Annotated in this window: 16 protein-coding genes; 15 read left to right on the top strand and 1 reads right to left on the bottom strand. The window is 64.2% G+C overall.

Translation table 11 applies throughout. The annotated features are described in order from the left end of the window. Positions 1–780, top strand: a complete 780-nt coding sequence (gene map / locus N7E70_RS26585; protein ID WP_263008092.1) for a type I methionyl aminopeptidase — start codon at positions 1–3, stop codon at positions 778–780. 161 nt (positions 781–941) lie between these two features. Beyond that, on the top strand, positions 942–1571 hold the full coding sequence (locus tag N7E70_RS26580) for an HAD-IA family hydrolase (RefSeq protein ID WP_263008091.1): 630 nt from the start codon (positions 942–944) through the stop codon (positions 1569–1571). A gap of 138 nt (positions 1572–1709) precedes the next feature. On the opposite strand, the gene N7E70_RS26575 is transcribed toward N7E70_RS26580, so the two are convergent. Further along, on the bottom strand, positions 1710–3359 hold the full coding sequence (locus N7E70_RS26575) for a long-chain fatty acid--CoA ligase (RefSeq protein WP_263008117.1): 1650 nt from the start codon (positions 3357–3359) through the stop codon (positions 1710–1712). Positions 3360–3450: 91 nt separating this feature from the next. On the opposite strand from N7E70_RS26575, the gene N7E70_RS26570 reads away from it, so the two are divergent. The 13 genes from N7E70_RS26570 to N7E70_RS26510 all read left to right on the top strand — a co-directional run bounded on the left by N7E70_RS26570 (position 3451) and on the right by N7E70_RS26510 (position 15885). Beyond that, positions 3451–3804, top strand: coding sequence for a hypothetical protein (locus N7E70_RS26570; RefSeq protein WP_263008121.1), 354 nt, complete (start codon positions 3451–3453; stop codon positions 3802–3804). Between the two features lie 18 nt (positions 3805–3822). Beyond that, positions 3823–4281, top strand: coding sequence for a hypothetical protein (locus tag N7E70_RS26565; protein WP_263008120.1), 459 nt, complete (start codon positions 3823–3825; stop codon positions 4279–4281). Between the two features lie 192 nt (positions 4282–4473). Next, positions 4474–6069 (top strand): ABC transporter substrate-binding protein, encoded by a 1596-nt coding sequence (locus tag N7E70_RS26560; protein WP_067965492.1) that lies wholly within the window; start codon positions 4474–4476, stop codon positions 6067–6069. 110 nt (positions 6070–6179) lie between these two features. Further along, a complete protein-coding gene (locus N7E70_RS26555) occupies positions 6180–7184 on the top strand; it encodes an ABC transporter permease subunit (RefSeq protein WP_067965490.1) in 1005 nt (334 codons plus the stop codon). Positions 7185–7193: 9 nt separating this feature from the next. After that, complete coding sequence (locus N7E70_RS26550; RefSeq protein WP_067965488.1) at positions 7194–8102, top strand: ABC transporter permease subunit; 909 nt, start codon at positions 7194–7196, stop codon at positions 8100–8102. 1 nt (position 8103) lies between these two features. Beyond that, complete coding sequence (locus N7E70_RS26545) at positions 8104–8955, top strand: ABC transporter ATP-binding protein (RefSeq protein WP_263008090.1); 852 nt, start codon at positions 8104–8106, stop codon at positions 8953–8955. Next, positions 8952–9779, top strand: coding sequence for an ABC transporter ATP-binding protein (locus tag N7E70_RS26540; protein WP_067965486.1), 828 nt, complete (start codon positions 8952–8954; stop codon positions 9777–9779). The genes N7E70_RS26545 and N7E70_RS26540 overlap by 4 nt, the downstream gene beginning before the upstream one ends. A 339-nt stretch (positions 9780–10118) precedes the next feature. Next, on the top strand, positions 10119–11726 hold the full coding sequence (locus N7E70_RS26535) for an ABC transporter substrate-binding protein (protein ID WP_263008089.1): 1608 nt from the start codon (positions 10119–10121) through the stop codon (positions 11724–11726). 272 nt (positions 11727–11998) lie between these two features. After that, the gene (locus N7E70_RS26530) at positions 11999–12985 is read left to right on the top strand and encodes an ABC transporter permease (RefSeq protein ID WP_263008088.1); all 987 of its coding nucleotides are present in this window, start codon (positions 11999–12001) and stop codon (positions 12983–12985) included. Next, positions 12982–13809, top strand: a complete 828-nt coding sequence (locus N7E70_RS26525) for an ABC transporter permease (RefSeq protein WP_154386914.1) — start codon at positions 12982–12984, stop codon at positions 13807–13809. The genes N7E70_RS26530 and N7E70_RS26525 overlap by 4 nt, the downstream gene beginning before the upstream one ends. Next, entirely contained in the window at positions 13806–14582 is a 777-nt protein-coding gene (locus N7E70_RS26520; RefSeq protein WP_263008087.1) for an ABC transporter ATP-binding protein, read from the top strand. Before N7E70_RS26525 ends, N7E70_RS26520 begins: the two co-directional genes overlap by 4 nt. Continuing rightward, entirely contained in the window at positions 14579–15385 is an 807-nt protein-coding gene (locus N7E70_RS26515; RefSeq protein WP_263008086.1) for an ATP-binding cassette domain-containing protein, read from the top strand. Before N7E70_RS26520 ends, N7E70_RS26515 begins: the two co-directional genes overlap by 4 nt. Continuing rightward, positions 15382–15885 carry an L-2-amino-thiazoline-4-carboxylic acid hydrolase gene (locus tag N7E70_RS26510; RefSeq protein WP_185910217.1) on the top strand — a complete coding sequence of 168 codons (504 nt, stop codon included), beginning with the start codon at positions 15382–15384 and terminating at the stop codon, positions 15883–15885. The genes N7E70_RS26515 and N7E70_RS26510 overlap by 4 nt, the downstream gene beginning before the upstream one ends. Positions 15886–15912: the final 27 nt, after the last annotated feature.

Here is a 15912-nt window from a genome sequence, read left to right as displayed (position 1 = left end):
ATGGTCAAGACACCGGACGAGCTGGCGCTGATGCGGGTCGCGGGCAGGATGCTGGCGTCGGTATTCGAGATGCTGGACGGGCAGGAACTGGCCGGCATGTCAACCTTGCAGGTCAATGATCTTGTCGAGCGCTTCATCACCGTCGACCTCGCCGCGCGTCCGGCGAGCAAGGGGCAGTATGGCTTCCAGCATGTGCTGAACTGTTCGATCAACCATGTCGTCTGCCACGGTGTGCCCGACGGCCACGAAATCATCCGGGATGGCGACATCGTCAACTTCGACATCACGCTGGAAAAGGGCGGCTACATCGCCGATTCGAGCAAGACCTATCTCGTCGGCGATGCTGCGCCGACGGCGACGCGGCTGGTGCGGGTGGCGCAGGAGGCGATGTGGAAAGGCATCAGGCAGGTCCGGCCCGGAGCGCATCTCGGCGACATCGGTTTCGCCATCGAGCGACATGCCAAGCGGAACGGCTATTCGGTGGTGCGGGAATATTGCGGCCACGGCATCGGCCGCGAGATGCACGAGGAGCCGCAGGTGCTGAATTTCGGACGCCCGGGAACCGGCCTGGAACTGCGCGAGGGCATGGTCTTCACCATAGAGCCGATGGTCAACCAGGGCACTCGCAGGGTTGTAACCGAGAGCGACGGCTGGACAGTGATGACGGGTGACCGCAAGCTTTCGGCCCAGTTCGAGCATACGGTCGCGGTAACCGCGACCGGCGTCGAAGTGCTGACGCTGCGTCGCGACGAGGCGCGGATGATGGCAGGCCGGGCGTGATAGCTGGTCGACATCTGCCGGGGGACGTAGGCGGGTGGCTGGGCCTGAATCGATAGGGAACCAGCATTTATGCCGGCGTGACCGGGGCCGATGCCGGACCGGCCCGCATTGACGCCGCAATGACACTGGGGCAGTGACGCTGCGTTTACGGCGGCGGTGCGATGTCTTCCTTCTCCCTTGCGATCTTCGACTATGACGGAACGCTGGCCGACAGCTTTCCGTGGTTCTGCTCGGTGCTCAACCAGACGGCGCGGCAGTTTGGCTTTCGCGAGGTGGCGGAGGACGAGATCGACGAATTGCGCGCGCTCGGAACGCGTGAGATCGTTGCCCGCCTGGGCGTCGCCAAATGGAAGCTGCCGGCCATAGCCATGCACATGCGCAAGCTGAGCGCTGAAAGCGGCGATGCGGTTGCACTGTTCCCCGGAGTTGAGCCGATGCTTGCGAGCCTTGCCGCAAGCAACATCAGTGTTGCCATCGTCAGTTCCAACAACGAAGACACCATTCGCCGGACACTTGGGCCGGCTGCGACTCATGTCAGTCACTTCCAGTGCGGCGCGTCGCTGTGGGGCAAAAGCGCGATGTTCAAGGCCGTTATCAAGCGCATTGGCGCCGACAGGCGGCGCGCCATTGCCATCGGCGACGAGGTTCGCGACATCGAGGCGGCCCGAGGCGCAGGCATCGCGGCCGGCGCCGTGACCTTCGGCTACAATGCGGGCGCCACCTTGCGCGCCCACGGGCCGGATCTGGTGTTTGACGACTATGCCGATCTGGTTGCAAAGCTGACCGGCTGATCGGGTTGCGGCACTGCTGGTCGCCTGATGCACCGATACGCCCCGATTGGCATGCGATCGGCACGTCGAGCCGCCGGGGGCACAAAAACGGCCACCGTGTTCCCACGATGGCCGTTGTCGTTCGGATCGAGCGGAGCCTCAGCCCCTGAGTTCTCTCCGTAGGATCTTGCCGACATTGGTCTTCGGCAGTTCGGTGCGGAACTCGATGTATTTGGGCCGCTTGTAGCCGGTCAGGTTTTCGCGGCAGTAGGCGATCAGCGTCTCGACGGTGAGGTCGGGATCCTTGCGCACGACGAACAGCTTCGGCACTTCGCCCGAATGCTCGTCCGGCACGCCGACGGCGGCGACCTCGAGCACGCCGGGATGCTGGGCGACGACGTCCTCGAGCTCATTGGGATAGACGTTGAAGCCCGAGACCAGGATCATGTCCTTCTTGCGGTCGACGATCTTGGTGAAGCCGCGCTCGTCCATGAAGCCCATGTCACCCGACTTGAAGAAGCCGTCCGAGGTCATCACCTTGGCGGTCTCGTCGGGGCGGTTCCAGTAGCCGGCCATGACTTGCGGGCCCCTGATGCAGATCTCGCCGACCTCGCCGAGCGGCATGTCGTTGTCATTCTCGTCGCGGATGGCGATGTCGGTCGAGGGCAGGGGCAGGCCGATGGTGCCGGTGAAGTCGGGCGACGAGCACTTGTTGGCGGTCGCCACCGGCGAGGTTTCCGACAGGCCATAACCTTCGGTGATGTGGTTGCCGGTCGCCTTCTTCCAGCGCTCGGCCACCGGCCGCTGAACCGCCATGCCGCCGCCGAGCGACAGGATCAGGCCCGAGAAGTCGAGCTTGCGGAAGTCCTCGTTGTTGGTCAGCGCGTTGAACAGCGTGTTGAGTCCGGGGAAGATGTTGAACTGGAACTTGCCCAGTTCCTTGACGAAGCCGGGAATGTCGCGCGGGTTGGGGATCAGCACGTTGAGCGCGCCCTGCTGCATGCCCATCAGCGCGTTCACGGTGAGTGCGAAGATATGATAGAGCGGCAGCGCACAGACGAAGGTCAGGTGCGGCGGCTTCGGACGCACCGTGTAGGCGTCCTCCACCCACAGCGCCAACTGGGCGACGTTGGCGAGCACGTTGGAGTGGATCAGCATCGCGCCCTTTGAGACGCCGGTGGTGCCGCCGGTATATTGCAGGAAGGCGATGTCGGAGGCAGCGACAGTGGCCGGCTTGAAGCTGAGGCTTGCACCTTCCTTGAGCGCCGCCATGAACTTGACATGGCCGGGCAGCGACCAGGCCGGCACCAGCTTCTTGACCTTGCGCACGACGAGATTGACCAGCAGGCCCTTGAGGCCGAGCATCTCGCCCATCGAGGCCACGACGACATGCTTGACCTCGGTCTTGGCGATGACGGCCTGCAGCGTGGTGGCGAAGTTTTCGAGGATGATGATGGCCTGGGCGCCGGAATCCTTGAGCTGGTGCTGGAGTTCGCGCGGTGTGTAGAGCGGGTTGACGTTCACCACAGTGTAGCCGGCGCGCAGGACAGCCATCATGGCGACCGGGTACTGCAGCACGTTCGGCATCATGATGGCGACGCGGGCGCCCTTTGCGAGGCCCTTCGACTGAAGCCATGCGCCGAACGCCGTCGACATGCGCTCGAGCTCGCCATAGCTCAGCGATTTGCCCATGCACGAAAACGCCGGGCGGCCGGCATATTGGCGGCAGGCTTCGGTCAACAGATCGCCGATCGAGCTGTATGTGAGCGGCGGCATCTCGGCCGGAACGTTGGCCGGGTAGCTCTTCAGCCACGGCTTGTCGCCGGACCTCGCTGCTGCCTTGGCAGGTGCCGCAGGCTTGGCTGCTGGCGTCGGCTTCGCGGTGGGGGCTGCTGCAGCCTTGGCGGCAGGTTTTGCCGCTGCTGACTTTGCAGCAGGCTTCGCCTCGGCAACAGGCCTGGGCGTTTCAGCAACTTTTGCCGGTGCGGCGACCGCAGGCGCCGATGCCGCGATCTTCGATGCGGCAGGTTTGGCGGCGCTTTTCGCCTTGGCCGGAGCGGCCTTTGCAGCCGCTTTCGGCGCTGTGGCTTTTGGCTTGGCTTCGGTCTTGGTTGCGGGCTTCGTGGCCGCAGGCTTTGATGCCGCTGGCTTTGCTGCAACAGGCTTTGGCGCTGCCGCCTTTGGCTTGGCCGCTACGGCTTCGGTCTTCGCGGTTACTGGCTTGGATGCGGCTGGCTTCGCTTCGGATTTCTGAGCCGGCTTGGCGGCCGGCTTGCTCACTGGGGCCACGGACTTCGGCGCTGCGGCCGCCTTTGCCGGCTTTGGAGCCGCTGCCTTGGCAGGTGCCGGCTTGGCGGCGGTCGCCTTGGCTGCGGGTTTGGTTTCGGGCTTGGTCGTATCGGCTGGCTTGGCCGCCGCCATGGTGGTTGCGGACTTCGCCGTGCTCGCCTTGCCGGTAGATTTGGCCAATGCATCCTCCCTTGTTGTTCTTGTTTCCGGCGGCAACGATCCGCCGGCTTTCGCCCTCGTCCACGTCGCAGCGCCGCAAGAACAGTGCCGCGTCGGGGCATGTTGTAGTTGTTTGTATTGCCACCTGACGTTAACGGCAAGTATCACCCAACGTCACCTCGCAGAACGAATTTTAGGTTTCGCAGTTATATCGGCCCGGTCCAGCAACAGCGCCGCAATTGCCATCGGCCGCGATGACAAAACCTGTCGCCGTCGAATCTAACGCGAAGTGCAAATGGCTGGCCAGCCAATGGAAATTGCGAATTTTCGACTATTTCGAAGTCATCTGTGGGTAAAATATTCTGCTTACCAAAGGGCAGGTAGGCGGGGAGTTCCAAAGCTGGATAAACGGTGCTTATATGCGCGCCTGCGAGCCTGACGGGTAGGGCTTGGGAAAAATCATAGGGAGTGTTCAATGTTGAAAAAAACGACCTTTGCGGCCGCGTTGCTGGCTGCAACCGTCCTCAGCGGTGCGGCGAGCGCTAAGACGTTCGTCTACTGCTCGGAAGGTTCGCCGGAAGGCTTCGATCCGGGCCTTTATACCGCCGGTACGACCTTCGACGCCGCTGCGCACACCGTCTATAATCGCCTGCTTGAGTTCAAGAAGGGCACCACCGAGACCGAGCCGGGCCTGGCCGAGAGCTACACGGTTTCCGACGACGGCCTCGAGTACACCTTCAAGCTGCGTCCGGGGGTCAAGTACCAGACGACCGAGTTCTTCACGCCGACCCGCGACTTCAACGCCGACGACGTCGTGTTCTCGTTCGACCGTCAGCTGAAGGCCGACAATCCCTGGAACAAGTACGTGACCGGCGCTTCGTGGGAATACGCTGCCGGCATGGGCTTCCCGGAAGTGATCAAGTCGGTCGAGAAGGTCGACGACCTGACCGTCAAGATCACCCTGACCCGCAAGGAGGCTCCGTTCCTCGCCAACGTCGCGATGCCGTTCGCATCGATCGTGTCGAAGGAATATGCCGACAAGCTGCAGGCTGACGGCAAGATGAATCAGATGAACCAGATGCCGCTCGGCACTGGCCCGTTCGCCTTCGTCGCCTACCAGCAGGACGCCATCATCCGCTACAAGGCCAACCCGGATTACTGGGGCGGCAAGCAGAAGATCGACGACCTGGTCTTTGCGATCACCCCTGACGCATCGGTTCGCTATCAGAAGCTGAAGGCCGGCGAATGCCACCTGATGCCGTTCCCGAACGCTGCCGACGTGGCTGCGATGAAGGCCGATACGAACCTGAAGGTCGTGGAACAGGAAGGCCTGAACGTCGCCTACCTCGCCTACAACACCACCCAGGCTCCGTTCGACAAGCCGGAAGTCCGCAAGGCGCTCAACCAGGCCATCAACAAGCAGGCCATCGTCGACGCCGTGTTCCAGGGTGCTGCAACGCCGGCAACCAATCCGATCCCGCCGACGATGTGGTCGTATAACAAGGCCGTCGAAGACGACAAGTATGATCCGGAAGCATCGAAGAAGGGCCTTGAAGCCGCTGGCGTCAAGGACCTCAAGATGAAGGTCTGGGCGATGCCGGTTTCGCGTCCCTACATGCTCAACGCCCGCCGCGCGGCGGAGCTGATCCAGTCCGATTTCGCCAAGGTTGGCGTGACGGTCGAGATCGTCTCCTACGAGTGGGCCGAGTACCTCGACAAGTCGAAGGCCAAGGATCGTGACGGCGCCGTCATGCTCGGCTGGACCGGCGACAATGGCGATCCGGACAACTTCCTTGACACCCTGCTCGGTTGCGACGCTGTCGGCGGCAACAACCGCGCCCAGTGGTGCAACAAGGAGTTCGACGATCTGGTGACGAAGGCCAAGGAAACCTCGGATATCGCCGAGCGCACAAAGCTCTATGAGCAGGCGCAGGTCGTGTTCAAGAAGGACGCTCCTTGGGCAACCATCGACCACTCGCTGTCGATCGTTCCGATGCGCAAGGGCGTCGAAGGCTTCGTCCAGAGTCCGCTCGGCGACTTCGCTTTCGACGGTGTTGACATCACGGAGTAAGGTTGCCTAAACAGGCCAGCCTTGGGTTGGGGCGCTTGGATCACAAGCGCCCCAATGCACTTTTTGTGCTACCCTTACCTTTTCTCGGAACATTCACTTAAAGGTTCGACATGCTCCGGTTCCTGTTGGGACGGCTCGCCGTCCTGATCCCGACATTCATCGGGGTCTCCATCATCGCATTCTCATTCATCCGACTTCTGCCCGGCGATCCTGTCGCCCTGCTTTCCGGCGAACGCGTCATGTCGCCGGAGCGCCACGCGGAAATCTCCGCTGAGCTCGGCTTCGACCGGCCCATCGTCATCCAGTATCTCGATTATCTCTGGGGTGTTGTGCGCGGCGATTTCGGCACCTCGATCGTCACCAAGAAGCCTGTTGTCGACCAGTTCTTCGAACTGTTCCCGGCGACCGTCGAGCTTTCGCTCTGCGCGATCGTCTTCGCCATCGTTCTCGGCGTGCCCGCGGGCATCGTCGCTGCGATCAAGCGCGGCTCCTTCGCCGACCAGGCGATGATGGGCACCGCCCTTGTCGGCTTCTCGATGCCGATCTTCTGGTGGGGCCTGCTGCTGATCATGCTTGTTTCGGGCATGCTCGGCTGGACGCCCGTCTCCGGTCGCATCTCGCTGATGTTCTATTTCCCGCCCGTCACCGGCTTCATGCTGATCGACTCGCTGCTTTCAGGCCAGGCAGGCGCCTTCAAGTCGGCCGTCAGCCACCTGATCCTGCCGACCATCGTGCTGGGCACCATTCCGCTCGCCGTCATTGCGCGCCAGACGCGCTCCGCGATGCTGGAGGTGCTGTCCGAGGACTATGTGCGGACCGCGCGCGCCAAGGGCCTGTCGACCTTCCGTGTCGTCGGCGTCCATGCGCTCCGCAACGCCATGATCCCGGTCGTCACGACAGTCGGCCTGCAGGTCGGCGTGATGCTCGCCGGCGCGATCCTGACCGAGACGATCTTCTCCTGGCCGGGCATCGGCAAGTGGATGGTCGATTCCGTGTCGCGGCGCGACTACGCCGTCATCCAGGGTGGCCTGCTCATGATCGCTGCCGTGATCATGCTGGTGAACCTTGCGGTCGACCTGATGTACGGCCTCATCAACCCGCGTATCCGGCACTAGGAGGGCACGATGTCTCAAGCTGCTGCAACCAGTGCTGTCTCGACCGATCCGTCCCGCCGGGCGCGACTGGCCGAGTTCTGGTACTACTTCTCCGAAAACCGCGGTGCCGTCATCGGCCTCGTGTTCTTCATCTTCCTCGTGCTCTTGGCGATCTTCGCACCACTGATCGCGCCACATGATCCGACCCAGCAATATCGCGACGCGGTTCTGGTTCCGCCGGTCTGGCAGGAGGGCGGCCGCGCCGACTTTCTGCTCGGCACCGACGCCGTCGGCCGCGACATGCTTTCGCGCCTGGTCTACGGCACCCAGTTCTCGCTCTTCGTCGGCGTCATCGTGACGGCGCTGTCGCTGGTCGTCGGCGTCGTCTTCGGCGTCATCGCCGGCTATTTCCGTGGCTGGGTCGATACCGCCATCATGCGCGTGATGGACATCATCCTGGCCTTCCCGTCGCTGCTGCTGGCACTCGTGCTGGTGGCGATCCTCGGGCCGGGCCTGGTCAACGCGATGATCGCCATCTCGCTCGTCTACCAGCCGCATTTCGTGCGCCTGGCACGCGCGGCGGTGATGAGCGAAAAGACCCGCGACTACGTCGTCGCCGCCAAGGTGGCCGGTGCCGGCCATACCCGCCTGATGTTCAAGACCATCCTGCCGAACTGCATGGCACCGCTGATCGTCCAGGCGACGCTGTCGTTTTCTTCAGCCATTCTCGACGCCGCCGCACTCGGCTTTCTCGGCATGGGCGCGCAGCCGCCGACCCCGGAATGGGGCACCATGCTGGCCGAGGCTCGCGAGTTCATCCAGAGCAAGTGGTGGGTGGTGACGCTTCCGGGCGTGGCGATCCTGATCACCGTGCTGGCGATCAACCTGATGGGCGATGGCCTGCGCGACGCACTCGACCCCAAGCTGAAGAGGTCCTGAGATGGCACTTCTTGAAATCGAAAACTTGGTCGTCGAGTTCGAGACGGCCTCCGGTCCCTTCCGCGCCGTCAACGGCGTCTCGATGAAGGTCCACGAGGGCGAGGTTCTCGCCATCGTCGGCGAGTCCGGCTCGGGCAAGTCTGTGTCGATGCTGGCGGCGATGGGCTTGCTGCCCTGGACGGCCAAGGTCACCGCCGACAAGCTGACCTTCAACGGCCGCGACCTGCTCGGAATGCCGGCAAACGAACGGCGCAAGATTATCGGCAAGGACATTGCCATGATCTTCCAGGAGCCGGTGGCGAGCCTCAACCCGTGCTTCACCGTCGGCTTTCAGATCGAGGAAGTGCTGCGCGTGCACATGGGCCTCGACAAGGCTGCGCGCCGCAAGCGCGCGATCGAGCTGTTCCAGGCTGTCGGTATCCCAGACCCGGCCGAGCGTCTCAATTCCTACCCGCACCAGATGTCCGGCGGTCAGTGCCAGCGCGTGATGATCGCCATCGCCATTGCCTGCAATCCGAAGCTGCTCATCGCCGACGAGCCGACAACCGCTCTCGACGTGACGATCCAGAAGCAGATCCTCGACCTCTTGATGAAGCTGCAGGCCGACCATGGCATGGGCCTGATCATGATCACCCACAACATGGGCGTCGTGGCCGAGACTGCCGACCGCGTGGTCGTGCAGTATAAGGGCCGCAAGATGGAAGAAGCCGACGTGCTGACGCTGTTCGAGAACCCGAAGAGCAACTACACGCGCGCGCTGCTGGCGGCACTGCCGGACAATGCGACGGGGGATCGCCTGCCGACGATCTCGGAACTCTTCGTCGACGACCAGGTGGAAGGGGTTGCACGATGAGCGTCATTCTCGAAGCGCGCAACATCGTGCGCGACTACCACGTGCCCGGCAGCTTTCTGAAGAAGGCCAAGACCGTTCACGCCGTCAAGGGCGTGAGCTTCCAGGTCGAGAAGGGCAAGACGCTGGCGATCGTCGGCGAAAGCGGCTGCGGCAAATCCACGCTCGGCCGCATCCTGACGCTGATCGACCCGGCGACGTCGGGCGAGCTGTTGATCGAAGGCAAGACCGTCGACATTGCCAAGGGTGACCTGACGCCCGAGATGCGCCGCAAGGTGCAGATCGTGTTCCAGAACCCTTATGGCTCGCTCAACCCGCGCCAGAAGATCGGCGACATCCTGACCGAGCCGCTGGTCATCAACACCAAGACGCCGGCCGACGAACGCCGCGACCGGGCGATGACGCTGCTGAAGAAGGTCGGCCTCGAAGAGAAGCATTACAACCGCTATCCGCATATGTTCTCGGGCGGCCAGCGCCAGCGCATCGCAATCGCGCGTGCGCTGATGCTGAACCCGAAGCTTCTGGTGCTGGACGAGCCGGTGTCGGCGCTCGATCTGTCTGTGCAGGCCCAGGTGCTGAACCTGCTCGCCGACCTGCAGGACGAATTCCAGCTGACCTACGTCTTCATCAGCCACGACCTTTCGGTGGTGCGCTACATCGCCGATGAGGTGATGGTGATGTATTTTGGCGAGGCGGTCGAATATGGCAGCCGCGACGAGGTCTTCGCCGACCCTAAGCACAGCTACACCAAGACGCTGTTTGCAGCGACGCCGCGTGCCGATGTCGAGAGCATCCGCGCGCGCCTCGCCAGGAAGAAAGCCGCCTGACCGGCTGGCGACTATGACTGACCGACCATTGCTTCGGCCCGGAAATCGACAACGGTTTCCGGGCCGAAGCTTTTCCGGACCTGTTCTCGCACTGATGGGCCGCGCACGTAGCACAATGTTTTGGGCCAGCGGCCCAAAACGCCAATTTCGTCTCTCGCAAAAAGTCTTTCCCGGATCATAATCCCGGCCATCACTACAGCGCCGCGCGCTCACTTGGACGCGCAAAGGACGTTGTGAATTCTGGATCGGTGCATGATCCTTTCCGAAGATCGATTCCGATTTTCGGCGTCATGCACCAGGGCCCGGCGACGCCGCCGTGCCGAGGGCTTGGAGGCTGACATGGCGGGATTTGACATTTCGAGGCGCAAAATTCTGGCAGGGTCGGCGTTCCTGCTGGCCTCGACGGCGCTGCCGTCGATCGGCTGGAGCCAGGCCAGGAAGGGCGGCCGGCTGGTCGTTGCGGCAGATTCCGAGCCGCGCAACTTGAACCCGGCGATCGTTGCCTCCAACGGCGTGTTTTTCGTCGCGAGCAAGGTAGTCGAGCCGCTGGCCGAGGCCTCGTTCGACGGCGAGGACGGGCTCGAGCCGCGGCTGGCGACAAGCTGGGAAGGTTCGGCTGACGGCCTGTCCGTCACCTTCAAGCTGCGCGAGGGCGTGACCTGGCACGACGGCCAGCCATTCAGCTCGGCCGACGTGGCGTTTTCGGCACTCAATGTCTGGAAGCCGCTGCAGAATCTCGGCCGCGTCGTGTTCAAGAACCTGGAGGCGGTGGAGACGCCGGACGCAAACACCGCCGTGTTCAGGTTCTCCAAGCCGACGCCGCTGCAGCTGATCAAGAACGCGCTGCCGGCGCTTACGTCGGTGGTTCCGAAGCATGTCTATGACGGCAAGGATATTGCCGAGAACCCGGCCAACAACGCGCTGATCGGCACCGGACCCTTCAAGTTCGCCGAGCACAAGGCGGGCGAATATTACCGGCTGGAACGTTACGACAAATACTGGGGCGAAGGCGAGCCTCAGCTCGACGAGATCATCTATCGCGTGCTGCCCGACCGCGCCGCGGCCGCCGGCGCGCTGGAGGCGGAAGAGATCCAGCTTGCAGCTTTCTCTGCCGTGCCGTTGGCCGATCTCGAGCGCATCACAAAGGTACCCGGTATCAAGGTCATCACTGAAGGCTACGAAGCGTTGACCTACCAACTGGTGGTCGAGATCAATCATCGCCGCAAGGAGCTGGCCGACCTCAAGGTGCGCCAGGCGATCGCCCATGCCATCGACAAGGAATTCGTCGTCAAGACGATCTTCCTGGGCTATGCCAAGCCGGCGACCGGCATCGTGCCGCAGAACGACAAGCAGTTCTACACGCCTGATGTTGCGACCTATGGCTTCGACGTCGCCAAGGCGAACGCACTGCTGGATGAAGCCGGCTATCCGAAGAAGGATGACGGCAAGCGTTTTGCGCTCAAGCTTCTGCCAGCGCCCTATTTCAACGAGACCAAGCAGTTCGGCGACTATCTGCGCCAGGCGCTGGCTGCCGTGGGCATCGATGCCGAGATCGTAAACAACGATTCTGCCGCCCACCAGAAGGCCGTCTACACCGAGCACGCCTTCGACATCGCCATCGCCCCGCCGGTGTTCCGCGGCGACCCGGCGATCTCGACGACGATCCTGGTGCAGTCGGGTATTCCTGACGGTGTGCCCTTCTCCAACCAGGGCAGCTACAAGAACGACGAACTCGACGCGCTGATCGCCAAGGCGGCGGAGACGCTGGATCCGGCGGCGCGCATCGAGCTCTACAAGCAGTTCCAGAAGAAGGTGGCGGCCGACCTGCCGCTGATCAATGTAGCCGAATGGGGCTTCATCACCGTCGCGCGCGACACGGTGAAGAATGTGTCGAACAACCCGCGCTGGGCGGTCTCGAACTGGGCGGACACCTATGTCGAAACGTGACATCATCGCCTGAGCTGGGATGATGATCCGTTACTGAGCATGCCCCTGGAAGTCGCAGTGCCTGAACCTACCCCCACCCCTTACGCCTCCCCACAGAGCGTAAGGGGACATGATGCCGCGTGCCCTTCATTTGGCGCGCGGTTCATCTTGACGGGGCAGGCGACCCCAGAATTCCCCTTCCCCTTGTGGGGGGCTAGGGGTAGGGGCAATTTCTTCACTCCGGCAACCCCCAACGGGCTGCTCGGGGCACTTTCCCCACAAGGGGCAGGGTAATGAATCGCGCCTGGGGCCTGTTGAAGCGCCGGCTGATCGGCAGCATTCCGGTGCTGCTGATCGTGGTTGTCGGCTCGTTCCTGCTGCTCGAGGCAGCGCCCGGCGACGCTGTCGATGCTTACGTCGCCTCGGTCGGCGGCGACGCCGGCATGATCGAGGCGCTGCGGACCAGCTGGGGCCTCGATGCCTCGCCGATGACGCGGCTCGCCGCCTATCTCTGGGCGCTGCTGCATCTTGATCTCGGCCACTCGGTCGCCTTCTCCCGCCCGGTGCTCGACGTTGTGCTGGAGCGGCTGCCGAACACGCTGCTTTTGATGGGGGCGGCAACGGCGCTGTCCTTCGCGCTTGGCACCACGCTCGGCATCCTGGCTGGCGCGCGGCCAGGCAGCGCCCGCGACCGGCTTCTGTCGATCGGTTCGCTGGCGCTCTATGCCGTGCCCGGCTTCTGGCTGGCGCTGGTGCTGACCATCGTCTTTTCGGTCGAGCTGCGCTGGCTGCCGCTGTCGGGCATGGAGACCATCGCCTCCGGCAAGACCGGCATCGCCCGCATGCTCGACATCGCCAGGCACATGGTGCTGCCGGTGACGAGCCTCGGCCTGATCTATCTCGCGCTCTATCTCAGGATGATGCGGGCCGGCATGGCCGAGGTCTGGCGCATGGACTTTACCCTGGCCGCCCGTGCGCGCGGCATCCCCAGGCGGCGCATCGTGCTCGCCCATGTCGCGCGCAACGCGCTGCTGCCGCTGGTCACCATGCTCGGCCTGCAGTCGGCGCAGATGCTGGGCGGCAGCGTGGTGATCGAAAGCGTGTTTTCGGTGCCGGGTCTCGGCCGGCTGGCGCAAGAGGCCGTGGGCTCGCGTGACACGCCGCTGCTGATCGGCATCATTCTGGTCAGCGCCTTCCTGGTGATCGTCATCAACCTGCTTGTCGACATCGCCTATGCCGTGCTCGACCCGCGCGTTGGCGCGAGCGAGGCCAAAGCATGAGCCTCTCTCGTCTGTTTCGCACGCCGGAGGCCTCCGCCGGCCTGGTCATCCTTGGCCTGCTTGTCGCCATGGCTGTCGCCGCGCCGTGGCTGTTCCCACGCGACCCGCTGGCGATTGCCGGCCAGCCGCTCTTGCCCCCGTTCCAGGACTGGGCCCTGCCGCTCGGCACTGACCGCCTTGGCCGCGATGTGGTCGCTGGGCTGTTCCATGGCGCCCGCACCTCGCTGGCCGTCGGGCTTGCTGCCGCTGCCGCCTCGATCCTCGTCGGCAGCATCGTCGGCACGGTGGCCGGCTTTGCCGGCGGGCTTGTCGACGAAGTGCTGATGCGTATCACCGACGCCTTCCAGACAGTGCCGGGCTTCTTGCTGTCGCTGGCGCTGGTCAGTGTCGTCGGGCCGTCGCTTTCGGTCGTGGTGGCAGCGATCGCGCTCAGCGCCTGGACCGGCCCGACGCGCATCGCGCGTGCCGAAGTGCTGTCGATCCGCGAGCGCGACTATGTCGCTTCGGCGCGGGTGATCGGCATGCATCCGGTCGAGATCGCCTTCCGCGAGGTGCTGCCCAATGCGTTGCCACCGGTCTTGGCGCTGTCGTCGGTAATCGTTGCCGCCGCCATCCTGACCGAGGCGGCGCTGTCCTTCCTCGGTCTCGGCGACCCCAACCGCGTCACCTGGGGCGGCATGATCGCGGAGGGCAGGGCGGTGCTGCGGTCGGCGCCTTACCTCTCCGTCATCCCCGGTATCGCGCTGGTGCTTTCAGTCCTCGGCGTCTACCTCGCCGGCGAAGGCGTGGTTGAAGGCACGGCGGCACGGGAGGGGCAGGCATGAAGCCGCTGCTCGAACTGCGTGGTCTCGGCGTGTGCTACAACGGCGCAGTGGCGCCGGCGCTCGAAGGCGTCGACCTCGATCTGGCCGCCGGCGAAAGGCTGGCGATCATCGGCGAGAGTGGCTCGGGCAAAAGCACGCTGGCCCGGGCCATATCAGGGCTGCTGCCGCAGACGGCGAGACTTCAGGGCACCGTCGCATGGCCGGGGCTCGATCATCCGGCGCGCAACGGCCGCGACATCGGCTTCGTCTTCCAGGACCCGGCTTCGAGCCTCGATCCGGTCATGTCGGTCGGCGACCAGGTCGCCGAGGTGGCGCACGCCAATCTCTACATCGACTGGGGTGCTGCACGGCGGCTGGCGGTCGAACTGCTGGACAGGGTGAAATTGCCGGAGCCCGAGGCGCTGGCGCGGGCATATCCGCATCAGTTATCGGGCGGACAGAAACAGCGCGTGGTGATCGCAGCGGCCATCGTGGCGTGTCCGAAACTGCTGATCGCCGACGAAGCGACGAGCGCGCTCGACACCATCGTCCAGGCCGAGATCGTGGCGCTGATCCGCCGGCTCGTGGCCGAGGATGGCATGGCGCTGCTGTTCGTCAGCCATGACATAGCACTTGCCGCCAACCTGGCCGACCGTATCGCCGTGTTCCGTCACGGCCGCATGGTCGAAATGGCGGCGACGGCCGAGTTGCTGGCGCGGCCAAGGAGCGACTACAGCCGCGCGCTGCTGGCGGCACATCTGGGGCTGAAAGCCCATTCTGGTGCCAGCCGATGAGCGCGCTGCTGCAGGTCGAGGGGCTGTCGAAGCGCTACTGGCGCGGCGACAGGGATTTCTCCGCCCTCGATGGCATTTCCTTTTCTATTGCGCCGGGGGAGACGCTGGCGCTGGTCGGACCCTCCGGCTCGGGCAAGTCGACGGTGGCGCGTATCCTGTTGCGGCTGGTCGAGCCCGATGCCGGCAGCATCCGCTTCAACGGCGAGGAATTGTTAGGATTGCGGGGGGCAGCCTTGAGGGCCACCCGAACGAAGCTGCAGATGGTGTTCCAGGATCCGCTGGCGGCATTCAACCCGCGCGCCACGGTGACCCGCCTGATCGACGATCCGCTGCGCATTCACGGCATCGTCGGGCGCGCCGATCGACCCAAGGCAATCGCAGCGCTGCTGGAGCGTGTCGGTCTCGCCGCCGAGCTCGCCAGCCGTCGCGTGCACGAAATATCGGGCGGTCAGCGCCAGCGCGTGGCGATCGCGCGCGCGCTTGCTACCCGGCCGGCGCTGATCGTGCTCGACGAAGCGTTGTCGGCGCTGGACGTGCTGGTGCGCGGCGACATCCTCAACCTGCTTGCCGAGCTGCAACGGGACGAGGGCGTCGCCTATCTCTTCATCTCCCACGACCTTGGTGCGGTGCGCGCCGTAGCCCACCGCATCGCGATCATGGACAGCGGTCGTATCGTCGAAGAGGGCGACGCCGCCGCCGTGATAGCCGCGCCCGCCTCGGCCACGGGCCGGGCGCTGGTGGCGGCCACGCCGGAACTGCCTGTGTTCCCAAGGTTGCCTGTTTTCAAGGAGACCGTTTCGTGACCGAACATGCCATGCGCGCCGAAAAGCTCGCTGCCGAACTTGACTCCGCCTTTCGCAACCGCGCCGATCTCTACCGGCTGATGCTGGATGAACTTGCCGCCGAGCTTGGCGACGCCAAGGCGGAAGAAGTCCTGGTAAGGGCGATTGAGAAGCGCGGCCGCGAGGTCGCACAGGTGGCGTTCGCCAGCTTCGGGCCGAACGATGCGCGCGCCATCGGCGAGGCCTTCCTGGCCGTCAGTCCGGATGGCGGGCGCATGTACCCCACCGATGTCGAGCGCAGCGACCATCACATCGCCTTCAAGGTCAAGCGCTGTCCGCTCAAGGACGCCTGGGTGGGGGCCGGTGTCGGCGACGACAGGCTGGCGACCTTGTGCCGGATCGCCGGCGCTTTCGACCGCGGCCTGTTCGAGGCGACCGGTGTGCGCTTCGAAAACGTCACCTGGAAGCCGGGCCATGGCTCCGGCTGCTGCCACATCTGCCTGACCGACCGCGACATCTGAGATCGCACTTGGCGCGGCTGACGGGTG

The sequence above is a fragment of the Aminobacter sp. NyZ550 genome, assembly GCF_025628925.2.
Lineage (GTDB): Bacteria > Pseudomonadota > Alphaproteobacteria > Rhizobiales > Rhizobiaceae > Aminobacter > Aminobacter ciceronei.
This window is presented reverse-complemented; position numbering and strand designations above follow the sequence as displayed.